Here is a 17,218-nt window from a genome sequence, read left to right as displayed (position 1 = left end):
AACTCTTTATTATTATTGTTTTAAAGCTTCTTGTACCGAAACTTTTTTACCATTTTTAAAGGCAATGATGAACGCTGACGTATATCCTTTAGCTTTTGCTTCTGATAACATGCGCTTAGCCTCATCATAACTAGCCGTATTTCCATAGGTATATTTATATAAATTGCCTTCAAGTGAATAGGAAATACCATTCAATCCATTAAAGTTGGATGGTACTGTCTCAATTTTTTTACCGCTTGCCGAAAGTTGTACTTTAAAAACACTACCCGTACTTTCAACTACATCTTGCTTTGGTTCTGGTTTAACTTCGGGCTTAACTTCAGGTTTCTTTATGGTATTGTTTTTTACATCCCCTTTTTTAGGTGTAACTGTTTTGCTGGAGTCGATTACCACTGATGGAGTCATCTTTTGTGACGGTTTTATAAAATCATCTCCTTCACCTGTTCCATAAAATTCTTTTTTGTAGCTAATAATAGCGTTCGCAATAGCTTCGGCAAACTCTTGTTGACCACTTTCTGAGTCTAAAAATGCACCTTCAGCAGGATTTGAAATAAAACCCATTTCAACTAAAACTCTAGGCATATAGGCTTTGTGCAAAACCATAAAAGGAGCTTGCTTTACACCACGACTTTTTCTATTAATGTCATCTATAAATCGATTTTGAATTTTTCCGGCCAATGCGATACTACTTTCCAAGTATTCCTCTTGCATTATGGTCATGCCAAAAAAACTCTCTGGAGATTTTGGGTCAAAACCAGCATATTTTTGCTTATAATCCTTTTCCATCGTGATCACATCGTTCTCTTCTTTAGCTGCCTGAAGGTTAGAGGCAATTTTTGACATACCCATCACATAGGTTTCAGAACCACACGCTTCTGTATTTTTATTAGCATTACAATGTATAGATACAAAAATGTTAGCATCGGCACGATTAGCAATATTCGCCCTTTCAATTAAACCTATAAAAACATCCGTTTTACGCGTGTAAATAACTTCTATGTTTTGGTTTTTTTCTAAAATCTTACCCACTTTTAAAACCACAGCTAGTGCTATGTTTTTTTCTATATGTCCATGATAAACAGCACCATAATCGTGATCGCCGTGACCCGCATCGAGCGCAACTTTGAATTTAGATTGAGAATAAATAGTACTAGAAACCAAAAACAGACCAATTATGTAGAGAAATTTGGGACAATTCATGTAATTCATAGGAAAACAAAAAGTTAATTATAATTAAAACCTCAAAGTGATAAACACATTATTTCTTTATTTTTGACCGAAATTATGTTTAAGTTTGCCTGTTCAAAAATCAGGCCATATTTCTACAAAAATAGCATTAAACCTTTGCAAAGAAACTCATTTTATATCGTTTTTTTAACAATCTTCCTAACATTAGGAAACCAAAAAATATACTCCCAAGAGTTACCAACTAATAAAGAAACTTTTCCTGCAAAAAATCAATCAAATACAACATTAACCAAAGCCGAAGTTTCAGAAAAAGCAGCCGATACCATTAAAAAAGACAGCATAATCAAAAAGAAAAAACTGCTTGAGAGTAAAATCAAAAGAAAGGCGGTTGATTATGAAAAACTTGATCAAAAGAAAAAGCAAATTACACTATACAATCAAGCAGAAGTATATTATCAAGACATTGAGTTGAAGTCGGGAATTATTGTCATCGATTATGAAAAGGACGAAATTTATGCGGGTAGAATAAAAGACTCCACTGGAAAGTACACTCAATTACCCGTTTTTAAACAAGGTGCAAATGTGGTGGAACCTGACTCTATCCGATTTAATTTTAAAACAAAAAAAGCGCTAGTCTGGAACTCAAGAACAGACCAAGGCGAATTTAAAGTAAAAGCGGCCATCACCAAAAAAGAAAATGACTCGGTATATTTCATGAAAGGTGCGCGCTTTACCACTTCCAAAGACGTTGATAATCCCGAGTATTATTTTCAAACCAATAAAGTAAAACTAGTTCCTGGTAAAAAAGTGGTCGTTGGTCTCACCAATATGGTTATTGCTGACGTTCCTACGCCGATAGCGCTTCCTTTTGCTTTTTTTCCGATGACAGAAACCAGTAAATCTGGAATTATTGTACCAACCTATACCGATAGCGCATTAAGAGGCTTTTCATTACAAAATGGTGGGTATTATTTTGCTCTGAGTGATAGTTATGACTTATCCATTTTAGGCGATTATTATACCAATGGTAGTTACGGATTGCGTTTTGAAACTACCTACGGAAAACGATACCGGTTTAACGGAAATTTAAATTTTAGGTTCGAAAACTTGATTACCAGCGAAAGAGGTTATCCTGACTACTCAAAAAGTACCATTTATAATTTACAATGGTCGCATTCTAAAGACAGTAAATCCAATCCAAATTCGAGATTTTCGGCATCAGTCAACTTAGGAAGTAGTACTTATTTTAGACAGTCTTTAAATCAAGTGAATATAGGTTCTAATTTAAATAACTCATTAAGTTCTTCTATATCCTACTCCAAAACATTCAATTCAGTTCCACAGGTAAATTTATCGTTAACGGCGACACATTCTCAAAACACGAACACCGAAGAAATCAATATGACATTGCCTACACTACAACTTAGTGTGGATAGAATTTTTCCTTTTGCACCCAAAGACGGAGTGAAAAAAGGCTTTTTTAAAAATATAAATCTTCAATACAACTTGAGAGGAGAAAACAGAGTGCAAACTACCGACTCGTTATTTTTTAAACCCGAAATGTTCAGAAATCTACAAACCGGTTTCCAACACAGCATTCCATTAAGTACAAATTTTAAAGTCTTCAAATATTTTAGTGCAACCACAGCGTTAAATTACAACGAAGTATGGTATTTCAAGACTATAAATAAAAACTTCGACCCTGTTCAAAATGAAGTAATTACTCGCGAAGTTAATGGTTTCGATGCTTTCAGAACCTATTCATTCACCGCTGGACTTGGAACTACAGTATATGGAACATTCAATTTTGGTAAGGACAAAAAGATACAATCCATCAGACACGTCGTTAGACCAAACATTACGTATAGTTATGCACCAAGTTTTGAAAGATATTATGATACTTATAATATTGACGGTAGTGGTACCATGCAAACCCAATATACCCGTTTTGAAGGCGGTATTTTTGGTGCACCAGGACTAAATATGTCCAACAATATTGGCTTTAACTTGAGTAACACCTTTGAAGCAAAAGTCACAGAAAGAGACTCGACTAAAACAGAACCCAAAAAAATAATGCTCTTAAACAATTTAAACTTTGGGACAAGTTATGACATCACGGCCGACTCGCTTCGATGGTCTCCAATGCGTGTTAGTGGTGGAACGCAGTTATTGAACCAAAAAATGAATGTCAATTTTGCTGCCACACTTGACCCTTATGCCATAAACAATGCAGGACGTCGAATAAATACATGGAATATTGATAATGGTGGAAGTCTATTCAGAATGACAAGCGCCAATATGGTCATCAATTATTCCTTTGCTAGTACTGATTTTGACGGTTCGGCAAAGAAAAATACGCAAGGAAACAGAAACGGTGGTCGAGAAGATGATTTATTTGGAACAAACACTGATTTGAGCAATAGGCGCCAAAGTCAATTTAATGAAGACGAAGACGGAGAACAAAATAAAGAGTCCACAGAACTATTTAAATATAAGTTACCCTGGGACATGAATTTTGCCTATTCGTTGACCTATTCAAACAATAGCAGGGAAAAAACAATCACAGGAAACTCAGTAATGGTATCAATCAACACGGTACTAACACCCAAATGGAAAGTGGGCGTTTCTACAGGATATGACTTTGTTCAAAACGGAGTTACTTTTACACAATTTCGATTTGAAAGAGATTTATTGAGTTGGCGAATGGATTTCAACTGGGTTCCATTTGGAGATAACCCAACATGGGGATTTTTCATCGGAATAAAATCGGGCGTTTTAAGTGATATCAAGTGGGATAAACGTTCCTTACCAGACAGAGTGGTGAATTAAAAGTGGCAAATGAGGAAACTTAATGTGGTAGTTTTCAGTCACCTTTTTCAATAGTAAAGTACTCCTTTTAAACGTATAAAAAATGAAAAAAATAATTTTTACCGATAAAGCACCAGCACCAATTGGACCTTACAATCAAGCCGTTCTAATGGGAAACACCCTATACACGTCGGGGCAAATTGCCCTCAACCCCATCACCATGGAACTAGTACTTGATGATATTAAAACCGAGACCAAACAAGTCATGGAAAACATGAAAGCCGTGCTTCAAGCGGCGGACATGACATTTGAAAACGTAGTAAAAACAACCATATTCATTATGGATATGGCCGATTTTACTAATATTAATACCGTTTATGCCAGTTATTTTGATGAAAAAACTGCACCAGCCCGCGAAACCGTTCAAGTAGCTGGTTTACCAAAAGGCGTAAACGTCGAAATATCTATGATAGCTATAAAATAAAAATCGATATCCTACCATAAATTAATCGTCCCTACTAGTAAAACCAAGTAGGGATTTTTTTTAATGTTCCCAAAACAAAATCAACAAGCTACAATTATATATAAGAATAAGTAGAAAAAAAACACCCAATCCATAACTCTTTACTCCTAAATCACTACTTGAGTTCTAAAATTCAGAACTCATGTTCTGAAAATCACTACTTGAGTTCTAAAATTCAGAACTCATGTTCTGAAAATCAGTACTCGTGTTCTCAAATTCACTACTCGTGTTCTGAAATTCAGTACTCGTGTTCTCAAATTCACTACTCGTGTTCTGAAATTCAGTACTCGTGTTCTCAAATTCACTACTCATGTTCTGAAAATCACTACTCGTGTTCTGAAATTCACTACTCGTGTTCTGAAATTCAGTACTCGTGTTCTGAAATTCACTTTCCATTTCTAATCTTGTTTTGGAAATGTGTCAAGTTTTTTTTAGAAGATGACACAATGCAGTATAAAAAAACCCGGGCAATGGCTCGGGTTTCTATGTTATTTATTCAACACATGATAAGCAATCAAGCCATCAATAGGTCTTCGGAGTACATTTAGCATTTTAATATCATATTTTGCCAAAATTTCTTCCAACTCCTCTTTTAAATAAAAAGCAATGGAACCTACAAAATGCACTGGAACATCTTTGTGATTTTCAAACTGCATGATGTAATTTTTTGTAAAGCTCTTTAATTCTTTTCGAATTATTTTTTTACAAAATTCATCGTCTTTGTGTTTAATAATAAACTTGGCAAAGGTGGCCAAATAAGCGTTTGGATTGGCTTCTTTATAAAGATTGGCTTTAATAAAATCAGCATCAACGTTATATTCTTCTTTAAATTCTTTGGCCAAACCTGCTGGCATTTTATTAAAATAATAGCCCCGCAATAAATGCCTTCCAAAACGATTTCCCGAACCATCATCCATGACAATATATCCTAGTGATTGTACTTTTTGATGCAAAACTTTACCATCAAAATAGCTACAATTCGAACCTGTTCCTAGAATACAAACTATGGCTTTTTCGTCTTTTGGTGTAGTGGCATACACGGCGGCATAGGTATCTTCATGCACTGAAACTTTAGCATTGGTAAAATACTCTTCAAAAACATGGGTCAAAAAATCTTTCATTCTATCCGTTCCGCAACCTGCGCCGTAAAAATAGATTTGATTAGCTTTCAACTTGTTATGCTCAATATCAAACTTATCGTTCAATCTCGAAATAATTTCTTCTTTATCTAAAACCTCGGGATTTAACCCCAAGGATTGCGTAGTAAATAAAACTTTACCGTTATCGTCAATTGCTATCCAATCTGCCTTTGTAGAACCACTGTCAACTAATAGTTTCATATTTTTAGAATATAGAAAAAAGAATAAAGTAAAGAGAACGAAAATAGCAAAAATTTAGGCTCTCTTTTCCCTACTCTTTTTCATTTTTATTATTTTAAACTAGCAATATGTACCGCTAAATCGATTAACTTACTAGAATAACCGTATTCGTTGTCATACCATGATACCAGTTTAAAAAATGTTGAATTTAAACCAATTCCAGCTTTGGCATCAATAATAGAGGTTCTAGGGTCAGATATAAAATCTTGAGAAACTACATCGTCTTCCGTATAACCCAAAATTCCTTTTAATTCATTTTCAGAAGTATTTTTTAACACTTTCATGATTTCTTCATATGAAGTTTCTTTGGCCACTTTAACAGTTAAATCAACGACAGAAACATCAACTGTAGGCACACGGAAAGACATTCCTGTTAATTTTCCATTTAATGCTGGTATTACTTTTCCAACTGCTTTGGCCGCACCTGTTGATGAGGGAATAATGTTTATACTCGCAGCACGTCCACCACGCCAATCTTTTCTTGACGGTCCGTCGGCAGTCATTTGAGTAGAGGTGGTTGCATGAACAGTAGTCATCAGTCCTTCTACAATTCCGAAATTATCATTGATAACTTTGGCCAATGGCGCTAAACAATTTGTAGTACATGATGCATTAGAAACAACCAAGTCTGATGCTTTTGCTTCTGTGTGGTTTACTCCCATTACAAACATGGGAGCATCAGCAGACGGCGCAGATATTATTACTTTTTTTGCACCACCAGTGATGTGCGCATGAGCAGTTTCTAATGTAGTGAAGATACCAGTACATTCTGCTACTACATCCACGCCCACTTCATCCCATTTTAATGTCGCCGGATCTTTCTCTGCAGTAATTCTGATGTGTTTATCGTTAACAAATAATTTGCCATCTACCACTTCTACTTTCCCCGCAAAGCGACCGTGAACTGAGTCATATTTTAATAAATAAGCCAAATGATTTACATCCAATAAATCATTGATGGCAACTACTTCAACATTATCTCTGTTAAAGGTTTCTCTGAAAACAATTCTACCAATTCTTCCGAAACCGTTAATTCCTAATTTTACTTTTGACATTTTTTTGTACTTTATATTAATTATTTATGTGAATTTATTTATGTTGACATGATATCAGACACTCGTAATAGTTCTCTATCTATTTCAGAATGTCCTTTTATAGCTTGTTCCAATGGCGTAAGCGCAACTTTATCATTTACGATACCCACCATAAAGTTTGATTTTCCTTCCAAAATAGACTCTACCGCTTTTACTCCTAGTCTACTTGCTAAAACTCTATCATAGCATGTGGGCGCACCACCACGCTGCATATGTCCTAAAACAGAAACGCGAATATCGTATTCAGGGAAATTTTCTTCGATATAATCTTTTAATTCAAACACACTTTTACCAATTTTATCCCCTTCGGCTATAACAACGATACTAGAAGATTTACCCGAAGCCTTGCTTCTTCGCAACGAGTCTAAAAGTCGGTCCAGTCCTAAATCTTCTTCAGGAATAAGAATTTCTTCTGCACCAGCGCCTATTCCTGCGTTTAAAGCAATATGTCCGGCATCTCTACCCATTACTTCTACAAGAAAAAGACGATTGTGTGAACTAGCCGTATCTCTAATTTTATCAATACATTCGACAACGGTATTCAATGCAGTATCAAATCCAAGCGTATGACTTGTGCCAAAAATATCGTTATCAATAGTTCCTGGGATTCCCATTACAGGATAGTCATATTCGCTATTAAAAACTTCCGCACCAGTAAAAGAACCGTCACCACCAATCACAACAAGAGCATCTACTCCAGCGGCAACTAAATTTTGATGTGCTTTTTTTCGACCTTCTGGGGTCATGAATTCTTTGGAACGAGCCGATTTTAAAATAGTGCCACCTTTGTTTACAATATTGTTCACGCTTCGAGGTCCCATTTCTTTAAAATCACCTTCAATCATCCCTTGATAACCTCTATAAATTCCTATACATTCTATGTTGTGGTAGGCACAGGTTCTTACTACCGAACGAATGGCTGCATTCATTCCAGGAGAATCGCCACCCGATGTTAAAACCCCAATCTTTTTTATGACTTTAGACATTTTTATGCTATTTATTTGTAAAATTAGCAAACATGAGGCAGTTTTTTATGGATTCAATCAAGATGTTGATAAAACAGCCCTAATTAAATCGTTTTCGTTAATAAGTTTTAGGAATCGTTGTACTTTGTAGTACCAGCAGATTACTCTTCTACCGGAATAGCTTCTGTATTAGGTTTCTCTTCAACAGCTTTGCTTTTCTTATTTTTGTTCTTTTTATCGTCAGCGCTGTCTAACTCTATATTTTCGATTTCTGAGTCGGGTAATTCGCTTTTTTTTGACACTACCCTATCCAATTTAGCGTTCTTAAAAATTTTATTTACAAACTCTTTAAATGTATCAAAATCAACTTCATAATTCATACCAATGCCTTGAGTGTAACCTACACCTTGCCCAATATAGTTGATGTCATTTTCTTTATTAAAAACTCTTAAATTTAAGGTACCATCTTTATTAACACTATATTGAACCTCAACATCGCCCACAATCGCTGTTTCTGTAATACCACCAACGGGTACACCCACTTTGCCATTAACCGTTATTCGATCATTGATTCGAGAAGAAAGTGATACCCCAAATCGCCCATCCGATTGAAATTCGGGATTGTTATCACCTGTAGCATAATCTATTCCAACTTGTAATTTATCGTCTTGACCCGAAAACAAATCGTTGAATATACTACTTGCTTTTTCAAAAAGATTATTCGACAATTGACTTTGACTAACGCCATCTTGACTTAGAAATCCTCCTGTCGAAAGAAGATAGAGCGCTTGTGTTTGTCGAACATCTTTATCATCTAACTTATACTGTAATTCCGCTTTTAGTGTACTACCTACATTTGGAAAATTTATGGTGAAATCGGGCTCAGGATTTGTTAAATTGCCTTTTACATCAATGATAACATCTACATCTACTTTTTTATTAAAGAAAGCATTATCGAGCAAAACCGATGGATTGGCACCACCAATAACTCTGTACACAGCAGATAAGTTAAGTGTAGCAGCCATTGGATCGCCTGCCCAACTGATGTAACCTCCTTTTTTAACATCAAATCGTTTATCAATTAATCCTCTATATTTAAAATTGTATGAGCCTTCGGTGGCAGAAAAATCGCCCCACATTTCAAATTTTCCCAACGTATTTATTCTGAAAAGTAAGGTTCCAAAACCGCTTCCTTTCATGGAATGCCCTGTGTTTCTATCTAAAATTACCTCAACGTTGGCATTATTCGTAATTTCTAAATTAAATTCTAATTCAAGTCCGTCATAATCGCGGTTATCCGTTGCTTGTAATTTATTTTTATTGTGTTTTTCCGCACTGGTAAGAAAATGCAGGTAATCATTTTGGTCACTGTCTACCGCATCGTTTATCGGAATTTTGATATCTGTTCCTTTGGCAGAAGTGGCATTAACGGCAATAATTAAACCACTGGTTGGTCCGCTAATAGTAGCAGAACCATTCATAAACGCATCGCCATAAAAAGCGGCACCTTCTGAATCTGGGGTATTTAAAACTAAAATTCGGTCTGAATTTAAAGATAAATCAAGTTGCCAATCCTCAAATTGGTTGTGCTTAATAAATCCGCCTAATGTACCCTTAGTTTTAAATTTTGTATCTGTGATAGTAGATTCTCTGATGATAAATTTATTCTCGGTAACATCTACCACGGTTTTATCTTCAAACTGATAGTCAGCATTAAGATATGGAATAGCTAAGCCTGCGCCTGAGACAAACAATCTTCCATTGTAATCTAACTTTTCTATTTCGCCGTCTATTCTGGCATTGCCCGATGCAAAACCTCTAATGTTTGAAATAGCATCGCCTCCAATATCACCCAAAATCCCCAAATTGAAGTTATTAAAACTCATATCAACATCCAATAAAGTTTGATTGTTAACAATTTCTATAGTTCCATCAGCACTAAAAGACTCGACGTTTTTATTCTCTAAACTAGAATTAATATAAAATTTCCGGAGCGTTTCATCTCCCGATATGTCTAAATTCATATCACCATACTCAATCCCATTTACGTGCAGTTTTTCTATACGCAGTGATGACGTAGGTTGGAAAACAGTACTATTTTGTTTGAAATTAATGTTACCATTAAGATCGCCTTCAAATCTAAATTTCTCTACATCAGGTGTGACTTTACTCAAATCTACATTCTTAAAAGTAATCTGTAAATCTTTGGACTCACCATCATTTATAAATCCTGAAAAATTAATATTCTCATCGTCATGCGAAAGGATGAAATTTTCGAAAGAAAAATTAGTTAGCTTTTTATCAAAAACCACTCTGTTGTTTTTAGTTTCTTGCTTTTCATTCAAAAACCAAATTTGATCTTTGAATTGCATCTCTGATTTTTTGAAACCTACCACGTTTTGATTTTCGTCATTAATAGTATGATACAAGTTCAAATTATAAAAATCTAACCCTTTTTTACCGCCTTTAAATTCGGTTCTAAAATTCAAAGTATCGTTTGATATGGAATTAATTATGCTAAAATCTCTTATCTTATACTTTTTGGTTTTAATCGAGTCCAATTGAAAATAAGTGTTGTATAATGGATTTCGATTATCAACTTTCACAATAATATTATCGAGTGTATTGTCTGCATACTTAATTTGAGGAGAACTGAAATTTAATCGAAAATCCTTGGCATCAGAACTTATATTCCCTTTCAAAATCGTGTTGGTAGCTATGGAAATTTCGGGGTAAAAAATTTCAATGACCTTACTGAAAATTTCAAAATTAAACTTTATGTACTGATGGCTTCCAATATTATTTGGCTTATAATTGGTGTACAAACTTCCTAACGAATTTTCAACCATATCTACCAATTGATTAAACCGAAATTTCCCAACCACATTACCTTCAATAGCGCCATCAGAAGTAATTTTAATATTTCGTTCGTTCAATTCGTTATAAGCAGAATTAATTGTCAAATAATCAATAAAATAGGTGTCTTTTTTATTTTGATAAGAGAAAGATGTTAAGACGACATCACCCACTAAATTATCAATAGAATTGCCTTTGGTTTGAATTTTAATATCGCCTTTAAAAATAGATATCGTGTCGTTTATAAAATTTAAATTTTTAAGATTAGCATAGTCTATTTTAGTGTGAAAATCTAACACAGTCGCTTTATTGCGTAAATCAACCGTTCCTTCAAAATCCATAAATAAATTTGGGTCATTACTATTTACTTTTCCAACGAAAATTGGATCCTTAAAACTGCCATCCACAATCAATTTAGAATAAGCATAACCATTGTAAGTCAACTTTGATATATCGCCGATGAACTTTGTGTCTAGCAATTTCTGCGTAAATCCTTTTCCATCAATATCAATATTTAAAGAAACTTTACCTACATCTTTTCTATTAAGTAACGAACCTATGTTGAAATCATCAAGTATTACATTTCCAATGTACTTAGCGTTATCAATGTTGTCAATATCTTGCATATTGAGGTCAGACTCTATAAGTCCAAGCGCGGTATTCATTACAAAATTGGCATTGATATACGTCTGTGTTAATTCAGTTGAACCTACAAAAGTGAATTGACCAAATTTTTGTAACGAAGAAGGTAGTTTTTTACCGAGAATATTGGGCAGTAATTGGGTCAAATCCTGATAATTGGAAGTAATTCTATCAAATTCACCTTTCATAAAAAAAGTTCCCGGACTTCTAGGAAATAAGTTTTTAAAGTTTACATCGCCTTTGATTACCGAATTATTGTTATCCTTTAAAAACAAATTGGTCAAATAAAAATCATTTAGCGTTCCGTTAATTTTTGATTTGAGATTGAAGATTTTATTTTTTCCCATTTCGTCATAAAAATAACGAATGTCATTTGTTGCAATTTGGGAATCATCCATTATCACGTCAAAAACTACCTTGTTATTAAAATTGCTAAAGTCTTTTTTATCCCTGTCATATTTTAAAATAACTTGCCCTTTAATATGAGATTCTTCTGTTTTTAAATCTAAATTTTCGAGAGCAATTTTTTTCTTAGTGTAAGTAAAATCAGAAGCCAAATTGGTAACTACTAAACCTCTGTGGTCTTTAAAAGATAATTTTTTAATAGCTGTGCTTACATTTGCTCCTTTTATCTCAAATGTTTTCAAATGACCATTTAAATTAGAAAAATCAACATCTTTAGGATTTTCCCGATTATAATCTGTTAAAGTGAAGTGAGAATTCTTGATGTAAATATTGGACGATGTTAGTAAAAACTTCCCCGAACCCGGTTTACCGTCATCAAAAGCAGCTACAAATAAATCGAGATTTGTGTCTTTTTCATTTTTATAACTAACGATGTTCAACTCAAAGTCGTCTAACCGAATATCACCAAAAATAAGCTTACCATCAACTAAATTTTTAAAACTTAAAATAGATGTTTTTATTCTTTGGGAATAAATTAAAGTATCCTTATGATGATCTAATATCAGTACTTTTTTTAATTTAACGCCACCAAAAAAAGTGATGGCAACCTCGTCAATGGCAATGTTTGTTCCAAAATCTTTATTGATTTTTTCGGTGGCATATTGCGCTATTTTAGTTTGAACAAAAGGTAACGAAAGAGAAATGCTTAGTAATAATAAAAGTAAAAGCAACACCGCAATGGTGCGAAGTACAATTCTTTTAATTTTTTTATAGCGGCTATTTACTTTTATTTTTTCCAATTATTATTCTGCCTTAGGAAAGAAAATTACCTTTGTGAAAAATCGTTACATTTGATTTTCTATTGGATTGTCAAATATAATTCAAATATTGTGCCCTTATGCATCAAAAAGCCGTTTTTATTCTTGCTATAGAAAGTTCGTGTGACGATACTGCAGCTGCCGTTTTGCAGAATAGTGCCGTGCTTTCCAATGTTGTAGCAAGGCAAAGTATTCATGAAGAATATGGCGGTGTGGTTCCAGAATTAGCTTCGCGTGCACACCAGCAAAATATTGTTCCAGTGATTGATGTAGCGTTGAAAAAAGCAGGTATTGCAAAAAATCAACTTTCGGCGATTGCTTTCACTCAAGGTCCAGGATTGATGGGTTCACTCTTGGTGGGTTCTTCTTTTGCAAAATCAATGGCGATGGCCTTGAAAATTCCGCTGATTGCAGTAAACCACATGCATGCGCATATTTTGGCTCATTTTATTGACGAAGAAGGATTTGAAAAACCAACCTTTCCATTTTTGGCGTTAACTATTTCTGGCGGTCATACTCAAATTGTAAAAGTCTGTAGTTTCTTTGACATGGAAATCATTGGCGAAACTACTGATGATGCTATTGGTGAGGCATTTGATAAAACAGCTAAAATACTAGGTTTTCCTTATCCTGGCGGACCATTAATTGACCAATTTGCCCAAGAAGGAAATCCCAAAAAATATACGTTTACCAAACCAAAAGTTCCGGGATTAGATTTTAGCTTTTCGGGATTAAAAACACAAATTTTATATTTCATTCAGAAAAGTGTGGCTGAAAATCCCAACTTTATTGAAGAAAACAAAAATGATATTTGTGCTTCGGTTCAAAATATTATCATTGAGATATTGATGGAAAAACTGAAACTAGCTGTTGCTGAAACCGGTATAACACAAATTGCCATTGGCGGTGGTGTTTCAGCTAATTCAGGAATTAGAACTACGCTAAAAAATGCCGAAGGAAAATATGGTTGGAAAACTTTTATTCCAAAATTTGAATACACCACGGATAACGCTGCAATGATTGGAATAGTAGGTTATCAAAAGTTTTTACACGATAAATTTTCGGATGCTAACGTCGTTTCTAAAGCGAGAATTGAGTTTTAAAATATGATTAAAACAACTATTTTTTTATTTTTAATCCATTCAACATTTTTTGCCCAAAAAAAGAGCGAAGATTTCGATTACCATCAGTTACAATTTGAATTTCGAAAAGAAAAAGTAGATATCATCAAAAAATCAAAAAAAGGAGAAGAAAATATACCTAAACCTCTCTTTTTTTGGTGTCAAGGAAGTCTGCCACAAACTGTAATAAAATATGATGACAATGGAATTTACCAAGTTTTCCCTTTTAACGAAAATGACTTTCTTGATAAATTTCATTTAATTATTGTTGGCAAACCTGGTGTTCAAATTATCGAAGATGTAAAAAAATTGAAATCGAATTATTCTGTTTTAAATGATAGCCTACAAATCCCAAAATCCTATTCAGACAAAAATTATCTTGATTTTTATGTTGAACGAAACAATTTTGTTTTAAAAAAATTAGCTAAAGAAAAATGGGTATCCTCTAAATATCTTGTCGTTGCTGGTCATTCAGAAGGATCAACAATTGCTGCTAAAATGGCAAAAAACAATTCAAGAGTTACACATTTGATTTATTCTGGTGGAAATCCATTTGGAAGGATTTTAAATATTCTTGAAGAAGATATTTATAAAAATAAAAACTATGAAACAATAGAATATTGGAAAACGGTTGTTTCTAATAAAGATAATTTAGAATATAATGGTGGCGATACTTTAAAGTGTACATATGATTTTTCTCAACCATCGTCAGAAAATTTAAAAAAACTTAAAATTCCTGTTTTGATTACTTTTGGAACCAAAGACTGGAGTGCACCATTTAATGATTTATTTTTTGTAGAGACAATCAGAAATAAACAGGATAATTTTACCTTTATTCCTTATCATGGTGTTGAGCACAATTATTTTCCCGTAGATGAAAAATTAGTTCCCAATTTTGAAATGTATAATTGGGACAATGTTGGAAAAGATTGGGCTAATTGGTTAAATAAAAGTAATTAAAATTATGCAACTATTCTACAACGCCAATATCACAGAAACCGCCACTTCTTTTATTTTTGACAAAGAAGAAAGCAAACACATCATCAAAGTATTGCGCAAAAAAGAAGGCGATATTTTGCATGTAACCAATGGTTTCGGGTATTTATTTACAACTGAAATCACGATTGCTTCGGATAATAAATGCACCGTAAAAATCAACTCGTTTGAAAAGCAAGAGAGACCAAAATTCCATTTGCATCTTGCGGTTGCACCAACCAAAATGAATGAACGTTACGAATGGTTTCTCGAAAAAGCTACCGAAATTGGCATTCAAGAAATCACCCCAATTATTTGTGAACATTCCGAAAGAAAAGTCATTAAAACCGATAGATTTCAAAAAATAGTGGAAAGTGCCATGAAACAATCCTTGCATTATTATTTGCCAAAATTAAACGAACCAATTGCCTTTAAAGATTTTATAAAACAAGAATGTATTGGTCAGAAATTCATTGCACATTGCGAAGAAACTGATAAAAAATCATTGAAAAATGAATTAAAAACTAACCAAAATGTAACGATTTTAATTGGTCCCGAAGGTGATTTTTCTGTTAAAGAAATTGATTTTGCTATTCAGAACAACTATATTCCTGTATCTTTGGGCAACACACGATTACGAACAGAAACAGCTGCGGTAGTAGCATGTCATAGTGTGGTTTTAACGAACGAAAATAACTGATAGTGTTTTATGAAAAAACTTTTTTTTCTACTTCTCTTTTTAACTTCAATTGGTTTCTCCCAAGAAATAGCGCTTTTAAAATACAACGGCGGAGGCGATTGGTATGCAAATCCTACTTCGCTACCCAATTTGATTAAATATGCCAATCAAACCATCAACACCAATATAAAATCAAAACCAGCCACAGTTGAACCTGGAAGTCCAGATATTTTTGGTTATCCGTTTGTGCACATGACGGGTCATGGTAATGTAGTTTTTAGTGATGCGGAAATCATTAATTTAAGAAATTACATGCTGTCTGGAGGATTTCTTCATGCCGATGATAATTATGGCATGGATCAATACATTCGAAGAGAAATTAAAAGAGTTTTTCCAAACAATGACATGGTCGAAATTCCTGCTAATCATCCCATTTTTCAAAAACCAAATGTTTTTGCCAAGGGATTGCCAAAGATTCACGAGCACGATAACAAACGTCCGCAAGCATTTGGCATTTTTATAGAAAACCGATTGGTTTTTTTATATACATTTGAATGTGATTTAGGCGACGGTTGGGAAGACCAAGAAGTACATAATAACCCGAAAGAAATTCGCGAAAAAGCATTAAAAATGGGTACTAATATTTTGAATTATATTTTTAAAAACTAAAAAATGATGAGTTCAAAAATAATTGCCAACGGAATTTTGAGAGCGATAGCCGCTATTGTTTTGGTAGGATTAGGACTGTATTTTCTTTATCTTATCCAATCGGTAATTATTTATTTGGTTGTTGCTTTCATTTTAACCCTTATTGGGAATCCTATTTTGGACTTTTTTAAACAGAAACTAAAGTTCAATCACATCTTTGCAACGGTAGCCACATTGAGTGTCTATTTTCTAATTATCATCGGTTTGTTATTGCTTTTTGTGCCGCTAATTATGACACAAGGCGAAAGTTTATCACTTTTAAATACTGCCGAAATCGAAAAAAATATTGTACAATTATTTGATAAAATTGCCATCTATTTAGACAGTCACAACATTGACTCCAAAAAAGTTTTTAAAGAAGCTAACTTAGGCTCAAAACTAGATTTTAGTTTTATTCCAAATTTATTTAATCATATTATAAATGCTTTGAGTAGTTTCGGTGTAGGATTGGCTTCTGTTCTATTTATTACTTTTTTCTTTTTAAAGGATAGAATAAATTTCATCATTGCTGCAAAACAATTAATTCCTGAACCGCAAGAAGAAAAAATACTTAACTCGCTGCACAAAATCAACCATTTATTATCGAGATACTTTATTGGTTTATTGCTTCAACTGTTTATTGTTTTTGTTTTATACTTAATTGTTTTACTAATTTTTGGCGTTCAGAACGCTATTGTGATTGCATTTTTATGTGCTATTCTGAATATTGTGCCATACATCGGACCACTAATTGCATCATTTGTTGCAGCACTATTGACAATGTTGAGCAATTTAGGTGGCGATTTTCAAACGCAAATGTTACCATTGACAATCTATGTAATGATCGGTTTTTGGATAGTGCAACTAATTGACAACAATGTATCTTCACCAATTATTTTTTCAAAAAGTGTTAGCTCGCATCCGCTAGAAATATTCTTAGTAGTTTTGATTGCAGGATTTTTATTTGGAATTATAGGAATGATTGTAGCAATTCCTTTTTATACTATACTTAAAGTTTTTGGCAAAGAATTTTTTCCAGAAAACATAATTATAAAATTGCTAACCAAAAACATCTAGT

General features: G+C 33.6%; 13 protein-coding genes. 7 read left to right on the top strand and 6 right to left on the bottom strand.

Translation table 11 applies throughout. From position 1 onward, the window contains the following. Positions 1-12 precede the first annotated feature (12 nt). A complete protein-coding gene (locus tag WFZ85_RS06040; protein ID WP_413789729.1) occupies positions 13-1,209 on the bottom strand; it encodes an N-acetylmuramoyl-L-alanine amidase family protein in 1,197 nt (398 codons plus the stop codon). A 135-nt stretch (positions 1,210-1,344) separates the two neighbouring features. Between WFZ85_RS06040 and WFZ85_RS06035 the strand changes: the two genes are divergently transcribed. Together WFZ85_RS06035 and WFZ85_RS06030 are read left to right on the top strand one after the other, a co-directional pair. After that, positions 1,345-4,017: a putative LPS assembly protein LptD gene (locus WFZ85_RS06035; protein ID WP_413789728.1), complete on the top strand. Its 2,673-nt coding sequence runs from the start codon at positions 1,345-1,347 to the stop codon at positions 4,015-4,017. Between the two features lie 82 nt (positions 4,018-4,099). After that, positions 4,100-4,480: a RidA family protein gene (locus tag WFZ85_RS06030; RefSeq protein ID WP_342695388.1), complete on the top strand. Its 381-nt coding sequence runs from the start codon at positions 4,100-4,102 to the stop codon at positions 4,478-4,480. Between the two features lie 207 nt (positions 4,481-4,687). Here WFZ85_RS06030 and WFZ85_RS06025 read toward each other — a convergent pair whose 3' ends face one another. From WFZ85_RS06025 to WFZ85_RS06005, 5 genes are all read right to left on the bottom strand, one after another. Then, a complete protein-coding gene (locus WFZ85_RS06025; RefSeq protein ID WP_342695387.1) occupies positions 4,688-4,915 on the bottom strand; it encodes a hypothetical protein in 228 nt (75 codons plus the stop codon). A 92-nt stretch (positions 4,916-5,007) separates the two neighbouring features. Further along, positions 5,008-5,859 (bottom strand): BadF/BadG/BcrA/BcrD ATPase family protein, encoded by an 852-nt coding sequence (locus tag WFZ85_RS06020; protein ID WP_342695386.1) that lies wholly within the window; start codon positions 5,857-5,859, stop codon positions 5,008-5,010. An 89-nt stretch (positions 5,860-5,948) separates the two neighbouring features. Then, positions 5,949-6,953 carry a type I glyceraldehyde-3-phosphate dehydrogenase gene (gene gap, locus WFZ85_RS06015; RefSeq protein WP_342695385.1) on the bottom strand — a complete coding sequence of 335 codons (1,005 nt, stop codon included), beginning with the start codon at positions 6,951-6,953 and terminating at the stop codon, positions 5,949-5,951. 38 nt (positions 6,954-6,991) lie between these two features. Next, entirely contained in the window at positions 6,992-7,978 is a 987-nt protein-coding gene (gene pfkA / locus WFZ85_RS06010) for a 6-phosphofructokinase (RefSeq protein WP_342695384.1), read from the bottom strand. Between the two features lie 140 nt (positions 7,979-8,118). Continuing rightward, on the bottom strand, positions 8,119-12,660 hold the full coding sequence (locus WFZ85_RS06005) for a translocation/assembly module TamB domain-containing protein (RefSeq protein WP_342695383.1): 4,542 nt from the start codon (positions 12,658-12,660) through the stop codon (positions 8,119-8,121). Positions 12,661-12,758: 98 nt separating this feature from the next. On the opposite strand from WFZ85_RS06005, the gene tsaD reads away from it, so the two are divergent. From tsaD to WFZ85_RS05980, 5 genes are read left to right on the top strand one after another with little or no spacing between them, the layout of a single operon-like run. Then, a complete protein-coding gene (gene tsaD / locus WFZ85_RS06000) occupies positions 12,759-13,781 on the top strand; it encodes a tRNA (adenosine(37)-N6)-threonylcarbamoyltransferase complex transferase subunit TsaD (RefSeq protein ID WP_342695382.1) in 1,023 nt (340 codons plus the stop codon). A 3-nt stretch (positions 13,782-13,784) separates the two neighbouring features. Beyond that, the gene (locus WFZ85_RS05995; protein ID WP_342695381.1) at positions 13,785-14,759 is read left to right on the top strand and encodes an alpha/beta hydrolase family protein; all 975 of its coding nucleotides are present in this window, start codon (positions 13,785-13,787) and stop codon (positions 14,757-14,759) included. Between the two features lie 4 nt (positions 14,760-14,763). After that, a complete protein-coding gene (locus WFZ85_RS05990; RefSeq protein ID WP_342695380.1) occupies positions 14,764-15,474 on the top strand; it encodes a 16S rRNA (uracil(1498)-N(3))-methyltransferase in 711 nt (236 codons plus the stop codon). A 9-nt stretch (positions 15,475-15,483) separates the two neighbouring features. Continuing rightward, the gene (locus tag WFZ85_RS05985) at positions 15,484-16,122 is read left to right on the top strand and encodes a DUF4159 domain-containing protein (protein ID WP_342695379.1); all 639 of its coding nucleotides are present in this window, start codon (positions 15,484-15,486) and stop codon (positions 16,120-16,122) included. Between the two features lie 3 nt (positions 16,123-16,125). Then, the gene (locus WFZ85_RS05980) at positions 16,126-17,217 is read left to right on the top strand and encodes an AI-2E family transporter (RefSeq protein WP_342695378.1); all 1,092 of its coding nucleotides are present in this window, start codon (positions 16,126-16,128) and stop codon (positions 17,215-17,217) included. Position 17,218 lies beyond the last annotated feature (1 nt).

The organism is Flavobacterium aureirubrum (assembly GCF_038739835.1).
Taxonomy (GTDB): Bacteria; Bacteroidota; Bacteroidia; order Flavobacteriales; family Flavobacteriaceae; genus Flavobacterium; species Flavobacterium aureirubrum.
Note: the sequence above shows the minus strand (reverse complement) of the source record. Positions and strands in the feature narration are given on the sequence as shown.

Bases quoted from the DNA above. Each gene is read 5' to 3' on its own strand.
- WFZ85_RS06040 (WP_413789729.1), bottom strand. From the start codon at position 1,209: ATGAATTACATGAATTGTCCCAAATTTCTCTACATAATTGGTCTGTTT.
- WFZ85_RS06030 (WP_342695388.1), top strand. From the start codon at position 4,100: ATGAAAAAAATAATTTTTACCGATAAAGCACCAGCACCAATTGGACCT.
- WFZ85_RS06025 (WP_342695387.1), bottom strand. From the start codon at position 4,915: ATGGAAAGTGAATTTCAGAACACGAGTACTGAATTTCAGAACACGAGT.
- WFZ85_RS06020 (WP_342695386.1), bottom strand. From the start codon at position 5,859: ATGAAACTATTAGTTGACAGTGGTTCTACAAAGGCAGATTGGATAGCA.
- gap (WP_342695385.1), bottom strand. From the start codon at position 6,953: ATGTCAAAAGTAAAATTAGGAATTAACGGTTTCGGAAGAATTGGTAGA.
- pfkA (WP_342695384.1), bottom strand. From the start codon at position 7,978: ATGTCTAAAGTCATAAAAAAGATTGGGGTTTTAACATCGGGTGGCGAT.
- tsaD (WP_342695382.1), top strand. From the start codon at position 12,759: ATGCATCAAAAAGCCGTTTTTATTCTTGCTATAGAAAGTTCGTGTGAC.
- WFZ85_RS05995 (WP_342695381.1), top strand. From the start codon at position 13,785: ATGATTAAAACAACTATTTTTTTATTTTTAATCCATTCAACATTTTTT.
- WFZ85_RS05990 (WP_342695380.1), top strand. From the start codon at position 14,764: ATGCAACTATTCTACAACGCCAATATCACAGAAACCGCCACTTCTTTT.
- WFZ85_RS05985 (WP_342695379.1), top strand. From the start codon at position 15,484: ATGAAAAAACTTTTTTTTCTACTTCTCTTTTTAACTTCAATTGGTTTC.
- WFZ85_RS05980 (WP_342695378.1), top strand. From the start codon at position 16,126: ATGATGAGTTCAAAAATAATTGCCAACGGAATTTTGAGAGCGATAGCC.